Here is a 13431-nt window from a genome sequence, read left to right as displayed (position 1 = left end):
CCCTGTAGGAGTGAGCCTGCTCGCGATGGCGGTGTGTCAGCGACGTGGATTCTGACTGACACACCGCCATCGCGAGCAGGCTCACTCCTACAGGGGTAGTGCGTAACTTGGCAGCATTGGGCACACTGGCAGCCTGTTTATTTACAACTCAACCTGACTGAGGGGACTGCTAATGGTCTTGCGCTCGGAAATTCTGGTGAACAAAAACGTGCTTCCTACCAAAGAACAAGCTCTGCCCGGCCGTGAAACCCCAATGACCGTGCCGGAAAAACACTTCGTCCACGACGCTCCGCTGCTGGGCCCGTTCGCGATGGACGTGGATTTTGCGATCTTCGGCCTGGGTTGCTTCTGGGGCGCCGAGCGCAAGTTCTGGCAGCGCGAAGGCGTGGTCAGCACGGCGGTGGGTTACGCCGGCGGCTTTACCCCGAACCCGACATATGAAGAAGTCTGCTCGGGCCTGACAGGCCACAGCGAAGTGGTATTGGTGGTCTACGAGCCGGCAAAAGTCAGCTACGAAGCGCTGCTGAAGATGTTCTGGGAATTGCACAACCCCACCCAGGGCATGCGTCAGGGCAACGACATCGGCACCCAGTACCGCTCGGTGATTTACGCCACCAACCCGGCGCAACTGGCCGCCGCCAAGCACAGCAAAGACGTGTTCCAGGCCGAACTGACCAAGGCCGGGAAAGGCGAAATCACCACTGAAATCGACGAAGCGCCGACGTTCTACTTCGCCGAGGCCTATCACCAGCAATACCTGGCCAAGAACCCGGAAGGATATTGCGGGATTGGCGGTACAGGCGTGACCTGCCCAATCTAGCGACAGCTATAAGCGGCAAGCGGCAAGCCCCAAGCGAAAAGCCTTGCGCTCACGCTTTTACTTGCAGCTTGCCGCTTGAATCTTGCCGCTGCTACTCAGCAATCAACCAATCCATCTGCCACCCACCCTGGGTCTGCCCAAGCTTCTTGGACAACCACGGCAGCAACTCACGCAATTCCTCTTCCAGGCCCCACGGCGGATTCGCAATCGCCAACCCGGAACCATTCAAACTGTTCGGCGTATCCAGCGGATGCACCAGCAACTCCACACGCAACAACTTCGGCGCGCCCGTACCGGCCAGGTCCTGATAAAAACGTCGCAACAAGCGCTGGTCCTTCACCGGATACCAGATCGCCGCCACGGTTTGACGCATCCGGCCAATCGCCTCTTTCAGCGAAGCCGCGCAGCGCTGCATCTCATCGAGCTGCTCAAACGGCGGATCAATCAACATCACCGCCCGCTTCTCCTGCACCGGCAACATCGCCCGCGGCACATGCCAGCCCTCGCCCAGATGCACCTTCACCCGACGGTCACCGGCCATGTTGTCCTTGAGCAACACACCGTCCTCGGGGTGTTTCTCGTTGAGCATCACCCGATCCTGCGGCCGCGTCAGGCGCCGCGCCAACTCGGGCGATCCCGGGTAATAGCGCAACTGGCCATCCGGGTTCATGTCGTGCAACACCTTCATGTAATCAGCGGTCAACGCCGGCAGATCCGGCTGATCCCACAAACGCGCAATACCTTCCAGGTACTCACCGGTACGGCTCGCCTGATCACCCTGCAGGTCATACAGACCAATGCCGGCGTGAGTATCGAGATAGGCAAACGGCTGCTCCTTGCGCGACATCAAGGCGATGAGGCGGGTCAAAGTCAGGTGTTTGAACACATCGGCGTGATTGCCGGCATGGAAGGCGTGACGATAATTCATGATTGCTCCTGCGAAGGCCGGGAAGTTTACCTTGTACGGCGCCGAACGTCAGGGCCTCACAGCCGAGCGGCCACTCCACAAGCTGATCGTTCCCACGCTCCCGCGTGGGAACGCCTCAAGGGACGCTCCGCGTTCCAGCCGCGCAACCGAATTCGCGCATGACACCAATGTGACGCAGAGCGTCACGGGCTGCATTCCCACGCTGGAGCGTGGGAACGATCATTCTTCGGCGCTACTCCGAAGGCCGGGCCCGCAAACGCCGCCCAATCACGTCCAACACATCACAGCCATCGCGCAACGGAATGGCGCAGAGCAAAGCGAAATCACTCAGGATGAACGACTCACACTCGACGGAGCCGCGCATCGACATGTTCTCAAGTACTTGGGTAACGGCGCGAATTCGATAGTTGGCGGCGTCGTATAAAACATCGAGCGGCGCGTGGGTATCGACGAACAGCGTGGGCATGTCGCTGCAGTTGCTGGTGAGGGCCATGAAGCGATTTTTGGGGTGGGGGATTGGTTTTTCGTAGGGTGGATCTGGCGTTAGCGTTGTCATTTGTAAATTCCATGAGTATAAAAATGAGCTGCCAAACGCACCCTCCTACAGGTTTGGGTGGCAGCCATGCGCAGGAGTAGGAGTACCGAGCACTCATGAACCTCGGCCACGCCGAAGCGTGTCCCGCACACAGCCGCCGCGAACGATCATATGGACACGAGTTAAGTGCCGCAATCAAACGACAGAGCTGTTGCATCATGAGAGAGGGCTCCTACACCCTGCCACCACTTACGCGGTGACAGCCAAAGACTATCCCTGCAACCCATCGGCCACCAGTTCATGGAAGCCGTCACAACTTGAAGGAAACTTCCGATGGGCTTGCCCGGAAATTTCGTAATAGTTGCGAGTTCTTTAAACAATACTTAAACACTCCGCAATGCTGGCAATTGGCACTGGGAATGCCGACGCGGAGGAGTCCAGACTGACAGGCGCCACCTTCTCCATCACCAACTGGCCCGATCTTCAAAACTCGCTAAAAGAAGATCTTCCTTCCATGCCTCCTGAGCCAAAATATAGACATCTTGAAGAAATCCACGGGGGTCCTCCAATGCATACCACTCACCACGCGGCCAACTACCTGCATCTTCTTCATCTATATCAAACAAACTCTGAAAATCATAAGACGCATCGCTTAGCTTTTCCGCTAGAAAATCCATCAGCACGAGCTTATGTCTATAGGACAGATAACCTAGATTCAAGCTGTATCTTTTGATCAGCTCCGCTCTGTCAAAGCGGTCATTAGGATTAAATGCTTCCAGTTCCGCGCCCCGAGTTTCCTCGCGATCATAAACATCAAAAACGCCAATAAACCACATCAAATCCCGTTGAAACTCTTCATTTAAAAATGGATCTCGCAACATCATTCCCTCCCGAAGGATAAGCAGTAAAAGGCCGCAGCACATTATCCTTATCGAACTTAACTTCGAAAAAAAACGGAACGGATTTATTTATTTTAGAATCGCATAGTTTTTATTTCATTTCAGCCTGATATCGCAACAGGCATTCCAGAAGAACCTGCATAAATTTCCGTCGATCTTCAACCTCGTCATCAAAATAAGTTGTCAACTTATCAAAAACAGAATCAAAGCTCTCCTCCAACCCCAAATAATAAATCAATGTATCGATATACCACTCGCGATCACTGTCACTATAGGCAGTGAATTCTGGCCTCATTAGCATATCGAACAACTCAGCGAGCTCCGCCTCATCATTAACATTTTTAGAAGCTATGATCTCTTCTCTTTCGACATCATCAACATTGTCAATGTCAAATAGAAAAAGCAGGCCGCGCAAGATAGAAAGTTTAGGTTGGCGTTTCATATTCAAAAATCCGCATAAGTTGTTATAGGAGCACCGGCTCCATCTAGTATGGCGACTGCGTCTGTTTGTTTGCCATAGACCAAACCATCTCGTTTGTACCCCTCGCCTATTTGCTTACCCATATTCATTGGCTCTTTAGATGCCGCATGACCATTACGCCTGAATATTAGCTGAGCACGATGAATAGCGTTCAACTGATCTCTATAACTAATAAAACGTGTCGCAGCACTAGGGATCTTTGGCTGACCAGCCCTTCTCCCGCTTGTGTATCTTTCAATAACTCCCGTTGTAGGGTTTCGTCCGGTCATTACTCGCTCACGTTGCGACGCCAAACTAGTTTGCTTGCCATGTTTTTCTAGAAAATGAGCACCTGGAGTGGCCCTTTCCATCTCATCTAAACGTCGATATGCATTCGCTTCCGCCAGCTCATCGATACGCGCTCTTCGCTGATCTCCCGTCAGCTTCGGCAGCGCCGGCTCACCCTCATCAACCTTAACGCCAGTCGTATCATCCGGCGCCCCACACCCTGGCTTATTCGGTGGCGGGCAATTCCCGCTCAACCCCAACGGATCAATCCACCCCGTCGGATTCGGCGTGTATTGATACTGGTTCAGCCCACCCGCCAACTTCACCGGGTCCGGCGTCAGGTAGCGGCCGATCTCTGGATCATAGTACCGATGCCGGTTGTAGTGCAGGCCGCTCTCGGCGTCGAAGTATTGGCCCTGAAACCGTAACGGTTGTTCAAGTTGCTCGCCGCCGCCGAACGTCTGGTGAGTGACTTTGCCGTAGGCGTTGTACTTCGCTGACCAGACGATCTCGCCACCAAAATCGGTCAGTTCCTGCGGTGTGCCGAGGTGGTCGAGTTGGTAGTAGAACGGGCACGCGTGGCGCGGGCCTTTGCCGTCGAGCATGGCCAGTGGGCGGAAGGTGCCGGGTTCGTAGAGGTAGCTGCGGTAGTGTTCGCGGCTGCTTTCGGCGATGAGGTGGTCGCCTTGCCAGAAGAACTCGGTGGTTTTGCCGTCGACGGTTTTGGCGATGCGGCGGCCGAAGGCGTCGTAGCGGTAACTGGAGCAACGACCGTCCGGGGTGGTGACGCCGATCAGGCGGTGTTGGCAGTCGTAGCGGTATTCGGTGACGAGTTTTTGTCCGGTGCCACGGCGTTCGCGGATCAGGTTGCCGAAGGCGTCGTAGTGGTAATGGCGGTCGCCTTGCATGAGCAGGCGGTTACCGACAACCTTCGCGATACCGGGACGGTCCTGCATCAGCAGGTTGCCGGCCGGGTCGTGGGCGAAGCTTTCGGGCGGCTGCTCGCGCAAGTGACGGACGCGGATCAGGCGGTTGAGCGGGTCGTATTGGTAGTTGCGCTGGCCGTGACGGGTGTCGGCGATGCTGTCGAGATTGCCGTTGGCGCTGTAGGCATAGTCGCGGCGATACAGCGTTTGGTGTTGCTGACTGACAGCGTGAGCCTTCAAACGGCCCTGATCGTCGTAGGCATAGTCGCTGAGCAGCTGACCTTGCTGGCGTTGCTGTTCGCGGCCGAACACGAACTGGTGGCTGGTGAGCCGCGCGCCATTGAGGTCGATGGCGGTCAGTGCGCCGCCTTTGGCGTGGTGATAATCAAGCTTGCTGCCGTCCGGCAGACGCAGATGGTTGAGCTGGCCACAGGCATCGTAGGCATAGCGCAACGTGCCCCAGCCCTGATGCTCGGTGATCAACCGATCCTGTTGGTCGTACTCGAACTCCAGCGGATGGTCGTGGCCGTCGTCGACGCTGACCAATCGGCCGAGGCTGTCGTAGCGGTATTGGACCTTGATGCCGTCGGGCAGAGTTTTGACTAATAGCCGCCCTTCCGCATCACGCTCGTAAGCGGTGATCAGCTGCGAGCCGTCGTCACCGAATTCGGTTTTCTCCAGCAGATGGCCGTTGAGGTCGTAGGCATACGCCGTGCGCTGCCCATCGAAGCCGGTTTCCTGTCGGATCAATCCGCCGGGGGTGTAATCCAGCCGATATTGTTCGCCGGATTCGTTCTCGATTTCCGTGAGCAACAACTGCGCGTTGTCGTAGCGATATTTCAGCTCGGTGCCGTCGGCATGGATGCGTCGGCTGACCAGGTGCAGATCGTCGAGGTATTCGTAGCGCGTGACGCGGCCCAACTCGTCGCGTTCGGCGGTGATCTTGCCGTAGGCGTTGTAGCTGTAGGCACGACTCGCGCCGGTAGGAAGAGTCGTCTGGATCAGTCGGCCAACAGCATCCCATTGCGACTGGGTGACTGCGCCATGTTCGTCCTGACGGGTAATCTGCCGACCCAGTGCATCGTAGGAAAACCGCCGTACGCCACCGTCCGGCAACGTTTCCTCGACCAACTGCCCCAAGCCATTCCAGACAAACACATGCCGACTGGTATCCGGGTAGCGGATCGACAGCAACTGACCTTTTTCGTCGTAGTGGTAATGGGTGACCTGCCCGTCAGGATCGGTGGCTTCGGTGACGTCGCCCTGAGCGTTGCGCTGATATTTCCACACCGCTTCACCGCGATAGCGCGCGTGCAGAAAACCGTTGCGATACTCGTAGGACGTTGGTTCGTCTTCCGGTGGAATCAGCGCCACCAGCCGTCCGACTTCGTCGTAGCGATATTCAGTCACCGCGCCGAGCGGACCCTGCTCGGCAATCAACCGCCCCTGGTCGTCGTAGGCCTTGAGCTGTTCGCCGCCGTCCAGATCGACCCGACGCACCAGTCGCGCCTTATCGTCATGGACATAAACCTCTTCGCTGCCATCGATGTTGTGGACGGTGACGCTGCCCTCGTCATCCCAGACATAACGCGCGTCCATCTGCGCAAACGAGGCCCAGTGGCGGACACATCGGGCCGCCTTGCCGGAGCGTTCCCACTCCCAGAAGAAACTCGCCCCACCGGCCAGTTGCCGCTGCAGAATCACGTGATGATCGTCGTAGTCGTAGCGCTCGCTTTCGCCGGCGGCGTTGGTGGCTTCGATGAGTTGATCGCGCTCGTCGTAGCGATAACTGACCAGCGTCTGCTCGGTCTTCCAGGGTTCATTGAGCGTCTGGGTCGGGACAAACACCTGGTAGTCGACGGCGATCAGATGGCTGCGTTCATAACGCAACAGCAAGGCGCGACCGACACCGTTGTCGAGGCGTTGAATGCGGCCCTGTCTGTCGCGGGTGATGCGCAGACGGTTGTCGTATCCGTCACTGATCGCTGTCAGAAAACCATTCTGAAAGTGATAGAAACGCGCTTTGTCACCGGCTTGGGCAAGGATCAGTTCTTCCGGCTGATCACCCAGAAAAATCGCGGCGCGCGAGAGGCTGTTGTGAATTTCCGGGCGCGCAGTATTCGGCAACGGGAACGTGGTGCGACGGTTTTCGTGATCAATCCAGATGACCGTGTCGCCGTCGATATCCAGTCGATGGGATAGCGAATGACTCCAGCCCCAGCCCAGCCCGCAATCAATTTCCACGGCGCTGGTGCGGTAGAGGCGGGCAAACGCGAATGGCAGCAAACCGTTAAGTGAGCCGTCATCAACGGTCAGCAACTCTTCGCCGGTGACCATCGAAACCGGGCATTTGTTGGTGGCGGTTTTGTCGGCGGAATCGGCGGGGTCGCCGTTGGGGTTTTTCGCTTGAACCGGGACGTTGTCGTGATGCTCGGTTTGCTTGAGTGTGGTGTTGCGCTTGGCATCCCAGCGCAGTTGCATGCGACCTTTTTTGAGACCCGCCGCTACACCGCGCGCGGCGACCGATTTGTACTGGTCGACATACTTCATGAAGGTGTTGAGGATATTGAAAGTGGCCTCGACGAAACGTATTGCGAGATTGGCCAACACCATCCCGTACTTGATTCCACGAAGCTTCAAATAGGCCACGGCTACGGGCATGCCGACACCCGTAAAAACCAGCGCCGAAGCAATCAAAACATCGATCAGCACCGAGACAATTGCATTGCTGACCGCCCCTGCTGTGGTACCCACAACTTCACTTGGCGGTAACGCCGAAAACCAAAGACTCGCGGCACGAAACAGCAGGCAAAGCGCCGCCTCATCACTGGCCAGCAACAAGGCTTTTTCCATCGCGGCGGGGGATTGCTTCGCCAGTTCGATAAGTTGCTGCGCACTGCTGCCTAGTCGTTCAAGGTGAGCGCCAGGATTTTGAAGGATGTCAAAGACGAGATTTAGACCGTCCCAAACTCCCATGACCGCCGCCCAACTTCCCGCCAGCAGTCCGTTACCAGCGGCGGCAAAAGTCGAATGTGACCATTGTGGTTTGAAGCCTTCCCACTCTTTACGCAGCCAAGTTTCCAGTTCTTTGGTCAGGCCATCGTAAGAGGAGAACAGATCCTCAATTTGATCCGGCGTAACTTCACTCTGGACATGAACCCGGTAGAACTTGCCCGGTGTCCCTACGAACTGCCCTTTACCGTACTCATCGAGCTTGATCGGTGTGCTCTCTCCGCCGTCGCTGGCAACCACATCAACCGAAATATTCCCCAACGGAATGTCATAAACCGATTCGAACTTGCTCTCGATCTCCAGAATTCCGCTTGCAGGACACCGCGCCAAACCCGAGAAAAAATCGTCGTCGCGACTACTCACCGCTGTCGTCGTATCGCCAAGCTTTATCAGCCGCTCCATGTCCAACAGCGAAGGCATGTCGATCGCCCGGCTGGCCTTGTCCGCATTCCGGCTCAAGAAGCTGCCAAGTTGCTGCCGATACAAAACCAAGGTGTCTTTAAAACCGTCGAGCTCCTGCTCGATCCGCACAATCTGATCCATCAGTTCAGCTCCGCCATCAGGTAATCCACCAAGGCTTGTTTCGGTGCTTGAGGCAGGTCCGGCATCTGCAGAAAGGTCGCGACTTTGTGGCGCAATACGCTTGGCGAAAACGCCTCATAAAGATCAGGTCGATCCTCGCTCAGCCACATCAGCAAGTTGTTAATGCGGGTCGTCGCGGACTCGTCAGAGAGGTACTTGAGCAGCGATTCGGAAACTTCCCACCACGGAAAAACCCTGGAAGTTTTCAGCGCACTTCCACCGATATCGAGCGGCTGACCATTGATCAAACAACGGTCGATCACAGGCATTAACTGCGTGGCACTCACTTCGCCGGATTGAAGAATCGGCCGCATATAACGCCCATCCCAGAACCGGAAAAACACCGCGTTTCCATTAGGTAAAAGCACTTGAGTGAGGCTGCGCAGATGCTCGACCAGCACGTCTTGAGAGGCAGAAGAGACCGCCAGCCAACCCCAGTCCCGAGATTCGGTGCTGGCAACCCATTCCAGAAACTCACTGCCCGCAGCGACGATTCCGACATAGGGCATGACGGGTTCCCACTCGGCGTAGGCGGTGTCGACCCAGATCGGGCTCGGCGCCTGAGCGGAACTCGAGCGCTGCCACGCTTTGAATGGCTCGGCTGCGCTGGCATTACTGAAAATCGCGAAGAGTTGTTCCGATGGTTTTGGCGGCTGCCGTTCCAGCCATTGATGAGGCGACACGCAATCAGGCTGCACAGACACCGTCCTTGCAGCGCTCGCATTCCTCACAAAACGGCGCGTCGCTTTTCAGGCTGAGGATCTGCGCGGCGCTCAGCAGTGCTGCCGGGGCGGCGGCGAGTTTCAATGGGGTGTCCGGCGAGGCAGGTGCCGCCGCCATGGCCGGCATCAACGCGCCGCCCACCTGAATCGGCACACTGCTAAAAATCCCGCCGGGACCGATATTGATCCACTGTCCGCCGGCCTGAATCGTCGCGCTGGCCCCGCCATCGATGACCACTTGCTGGCCGGCGCTGACATGGAATTGCTGACTCGCGTTCAGTGCCTGACTGGTCACACGAATGTGCCGGTCACCGGCCACCACCAAGTGATCATCGAGCTTCACTTCGGTCTGGCGCTGGCCATGAGTGATGCGCTGCTCGTCAGCCTTCAGCTCGTGGCGAGCCATGCCGGTGACGACAATGCTGCGGGCGTTATCGACCTGCACCTGTTGATCGTTCAACACGTGTTGAGTCCAGTTTCGCTGGGCGCGCAGGTAGATTTCCTCGGCGCCTTTGCGATCCTCGATACGCAATTCGTTGTAACCGCCGCCACCGGGGCTGCTCTGGCTGCGGAAGATGCTGCGGGTCTTGTCGGCGGGCAGGTCGAGCGGCACCGGCGTTGCCGCATTCGGCAGGCAACCCATCACCAGCGGTTTGTCGGCATCGGCGTCGATAAACCCGACCAGAACTTCCATGCCGACTCGCGGGATCAGTACGCTGCCGTAACGGTCGTGGGCCCAGCCAGTGGCCACCCGCAGCCAGCAACTGGAATGCTCATTGAGTTGACCCTCGCGGTCCCAGGCGAGCTGAACCTTGACCCGGCCGGACTCGTCGCAATGGATTTCGCTGTCGACCGGACCGGTGACCACGGCAGGTTGATAGCCGAGCATGCGCGGCTTGTCTGGCCCCAGTGGCGGGCGAAAGGAAACGTCCCACGGCGTTGCCAAAAACGTATTGCGATAACCCTGGAAATCATCCGGGTCGTCGCTGGTGGCTGACTCTTCCAGCACTTGCGGTTGTCGGCCACGGTGTTCGATTACGGTGATCAGCCACAGGTCATTCCAGGCCTGGTGCGGGTGCTCGGCCAGCTGCAGGAAATGTCCACTGACCAACGCAGAATCGTCGCCCTTACCTTCGCCTTGCCGGAAGTCTGCGTTGTGGCGTTCGAGTGTGCGTTGGGTCAGTTGCTTGCCATGCTCGCGATCAATGAACTGCCCGGGAAAGTGGTAATCCTCCAGCACCGGGCGCTGTTCGCTGTCGACACGGCTTTCAAGGGAAAGCCGCGGCTTCTGGAAATCGTAATCACGGCGGGTTACTGCCGTGGGACGGGTTTCCAGGCGCACGTTGAATCGCTTGATCGCCGGCGCATCCGCCGCCATGCCGCTGCCCGGCAAGTACAGCGTCGGCTCAGGCAAACGAGGGAAAACCGTCTGGTCATCGCCGAATACCAGCAAGTGGCCGTTGGGGCTGTGCTGGAAGTGATAGTGAATGCCGATCTCGGCACACAGTCGCTGGATAAACGCGAGATCGCTTTCGGCGTATTGCACGCAGTATTCGCGAGGCAAGTAGTCGCTGCCGAGCTGAAACTCAAACGCGTCGCGCTGGATGCCGTGATCCTTGAGGACCTGCGCGATGATCGCCGGTACGTTTTTGTGCTGGAAGATTCGCTGGTTGATGCGCTGGCCCAGGTAGGCCAGTCGCGGTACGAGGCTGACCTGGTAGCCCGTCAGACGCTTCCCGGAATCGCTTTGCCCGACCCGAAAAATCTGACCGTGAATGCCGGAGCCTTGTGCATCGAAACCTTCTGCATCAAAACTTAGAAACGCCTGACGATGCAGCAGGTTCTCAAGCTCGATGTCCGGTCGTTCGCTGACCAGTTCAAGGTCAAAACGGTAGGGTTGGCTAATGGCTTCCGTGCCCGTGAACTCAAGTACCTTGAGCTCATTCTGGACGCCGTCGATGGTCAACGTGAAACGCGGTTGATTGGCAGGAGCGAACATCCGATGTGTCTCTGCAGAATGAAGGCGGGCGATTCTGCATGAGCAACAAGGGGTGTTGAGGGAGGGACAGGAAAATCAGATTTGCCCTACTTTATTAGAGATTTTTCCTTCAGAAATGAGTGCGTTTTGCTACAGACATCTCCCTCAAATTCACCTCTACATCCTGTGGGAGCGGGCTTGCTCGCGAATGCGGTGATCCATTCAGCATTTATGTCAACTGATCCACCGCTTTCGCGAGCAAGCCCGCTCCCACAAGGGATCCTCAACATCTCAGGATTTGTGCAGGCAAAAAAAAACGGCCCGCCTCCAACAGGAGACGGGCCGTTTTTATGCTCGGTGAATGGTCAGAGCATCAGCTCATCCCGATCACTTGTTCAGACGGAAATCAGCCTCGGCAGCGGCGAAGCGCTGCAGCATGCCGTGAGTCGGCGTGCCCAGTTTGCTGACGATGTAGATCGCCAGGCTGGCGAAGATGAAGCCCGGGATAATTTCGTACAGACCCAGCAGCTCAAAGTGTTTCCACACGATCACGGTGATCGCGCCGACCAGGATGCCGGCCAGTGCGCCGTTGCGGGTCATGTCTTTCCAGATCACGGAGATCAGCACAACCGGACCAAACGCAGCACCGAAACCTGCCCAGGCGTAGCTGACCAGACCCAGTACCCGGTTGCTCGGGTTAGCCGCCAGCGCGATAGCGATCAGGGCAACCAGCAGCACCATGGCGCGACCGACCCAGACCAGTTCAACCTGAGAAGCGCTTTTACGCAGGAAGGTTTTGTAGAAGTCTTCGGTCAGGGCACTCGAGCACACCAGCAACTGGCAGCTCAGGGTGCTCATTACGGCAGCCAGAATGGCCGACAGCAGTACACCGGCAACCCAAGGGTTGAACAGGATCTTGGCCAGTTCGATGAACACACGCTCGTGGTTTTCGCTCACAGGCATGGCCACGGCAGGGTTTGCCGAGAAGTAGGCGATACCGAAGAAGCCCACTGCCACGGTGCCGCCCAGGCACAGGATCATCCAGGTCATGGAAATGCGACGGGCGTTAGCGATCGACTTGACCGAATCGGCCGCCATGAAACGCGCCAGGATGTGCGGCTGACCGAAGTAGCCCAGACCCCAGCCCATCAACGAAATGATGCCGATGAAGGTGGTGTTTTTCAGCATGTCGAAGTTGCCTGGGTCTTGCGCTTCGATGGCCAGGAAGGTGGTGTCGATGCCACCGGTGGCCAGCAGCACGATGATCGGCGTCAGCAGCAGGGCGAAGATCATCAGCGTGGCTTGCACGGTGTCCGTCCAGCTCACTGCCAGGAAACCACCGACGAAGGTGTAGGCAATCGTCGCCGCAGCACCGGCCCACAGCGCAGTCTCGTAGGACATGCCGAAGGTGCTTTCGAACAGACGCGCGCCAGCGACGATGCCGGAGGCGCAGTAGATAGTGAAGAACACCAGGATCACGACCGCCGAGATGATCCGCAGCAGGCCGCTTTTGTCTTCGAAACGGCTGGAAAAGTAATCCGGCAGGGTCAGCGCATCGCCGTTGTGCTCGGTCTGCACGCGCAGACGGCCAGCGACGAACAGCCAGTTCAGGTAAGCACCGATGATCAGGCCAATGGCGATCCAGCTTTCGGACAGACCGGACATGTAGATAGCGCCCGGCAGGCCCATCAACAACCAGCCGCTCATGTCGGAAGCACCGGCAGACAATGCGGTAACGACGCTGCCCAAGCTGCGACCGCCCAGAATGTAGTCAGAAAGGTTGTTGGTGGAGCGATAGGCCATCAAGCCGATCAGCACCATTGCTGCGATGTAGATCACGAACGTGATCAGGGTTGGATTACTTACGCTCATTCGAGTGATGCCCTGGCTTTGTTTTTATGTACGGCGAAGTGTGAAACGCCGACAGACGACAACGTCTGTTGAAACGATTTCCAGCCTCGCGCATTTATGACTGATGTTTCCCCAGGAAAGCCATCAGCCGGTGCACCTGTCTTTTTTGACCGGTTGCACCTTGGGCGCGAATGCTATTCAACAAAGCAAATAAGGTGCAACCAGTTTCGCGAGAATAAGTTGCACCTAATCCGATTTACCTGAAAAACCCCTGTTTTTGCTCCCTTTTAGCGCAGTCCTGAGGCTTTACTAGAAGTAAAAGCACCAAGCAGGAGCGGGACGTTCGTACCGGAATTTATTTCCTGACGAGCTGCTTATTATTCCGACAAAAAAAGGGTTGCACCCGGTTGCACCTCGACGGTTGCACGGC

At 57.1% G+C, this 13431-nt stretch carries 9 protein-coding genes; 1 reads left to right on the top strand and 8 read right to left on the bottom strand.

Going from position 1 to position 13431, the window contains the following annotated elements; translation table 11 throughout:
• Positions 1–172 precede the first annotated feature (172 nt).
• Complete coding sequence (msrA, locus tag K5K95_RS11135) at positions 173–820, top strand: peptide-methionine (S)-S-oxide reductase MsrA (protein WP_222589482.1); 648 nt, start codon at positions 173–175, stop codon at positions 818–820.
• Positions 821–911: 91 nt separating this feature from the next.
• On the opposite strand, the gene K5K95_RS11130 is transcribed toward msrA, so the two are convergent.
• The 8 genes from K5K95_RS11130 to putP form a co-directional block, all read right to left on the bottom strand.
• Positions 912–1748, bottom strand: a complete 837-nt coding sequence (locus K5K95_RS11130) for a 23S rRNA (adenine(2030)-N(6))-methyltransferase RlmJ (RefSeq protein WP_222589481.1) — start codon at positions 1746–1748, stop codon at positions 912–914.
• Positions 1749–1980: 232 nt separating this feature from the next.
• Positions 1981–2304 (bottom strand): hypothetical protein, encoded by a 324-nt coding sequence (locus tag K5K95_RS11125; protein WP_222589480.1) that lies wholly within the window; start codon positions 2302–2304, stop codon positions 1981–1983.
• A gap of 443 nt (positions 2305–2747) precedes the next feature.
• The gene (locus tag K5K95_RS11120) at positions 2748–3167 is read right to left on the bottom strand and encodes a hypothetical protein (RefSeq protein ID WP_222589479.1); all 420 of its coding nucleotides are present in this window, start codon (positions 3165–3167) and stop codon (positions 2748–2750) included.
• Between the two features lie 106 nt (positions 3168–3273).
• The gene (locus K5K95_RS11115) at positions 3274–3624 is read right to left on the bottom strand and encodes a hypothetical protein (protein WP_222589478.1); all 351 of its coding nucleotides are present in this window, start codon (positions 3622–3624) and stop codon (positions 3274–3276) included.
• Positions 3625–3626: 2 nt separating this feature from the next.
• Positions 3627–8411, bottom strand: a complete 4785-nt coding sequence (locus K5K95_RS11110; RefSeq protein WP_222589477.1) for an RHS repeat-associated core domain-containing protein — start codon at positions 8409–8411, stop codon at positions 3627–3629.
• On the bottom strand, positions 8411–9148 hold the full coding sequence (locus tag K5K95_RS11105) for a DUF4123 domain-containing protein (protein WP_222589476.1): 738 nt from the start codon (positions 9146–9148) through the stop codon (positions 8411–8413). The genes K5K95_RS11110 and K5K95_RS11105 overlap by 1 nt, the downstream gene beginning before the upstream one ends.
• On the bottom strand, positions 9138–11171 hold the full coding sequence (locus tag K5K95_RS11100; RefSeq protein WP_222589475.1) for a type VI secretion system tip protein VgrG: 2034 nt from the start codon (positions 11169–11171) through the stop codon (positions 9138–9140). The genes K5K95_RS11105 and K5K95_RS11100 overlap by 11 nt, the downstream gene beginning before the upstream one ends.
• A 366-nt stretch (positions 11172–11537) precedes the next feature.
• Entirely contained in the window at positions 11538–13022 is a 1485-nt protein-coding gene (gene putP / locus K5K95_RS11095) for a sodium/proline symporter PutP (protein WP_222589474.1), read from the bottom strand.
• Between the last annotated feature and the right edge of the window lie 409 nt (positions 13023–13431).

This window comes from Pseudomonas sp. DR48, from assembly GCF_019823085.1.
Classification (GTDB): domain Bacteria; phylum Pseudomonadota; class Gammaproteobacteria; order Pseudomonadales; family Pseudomonadaceae; genus Aquipseudomonas.
This window is presented reverse-complemented; position numbering and strand designations above follow the sequence as displayed.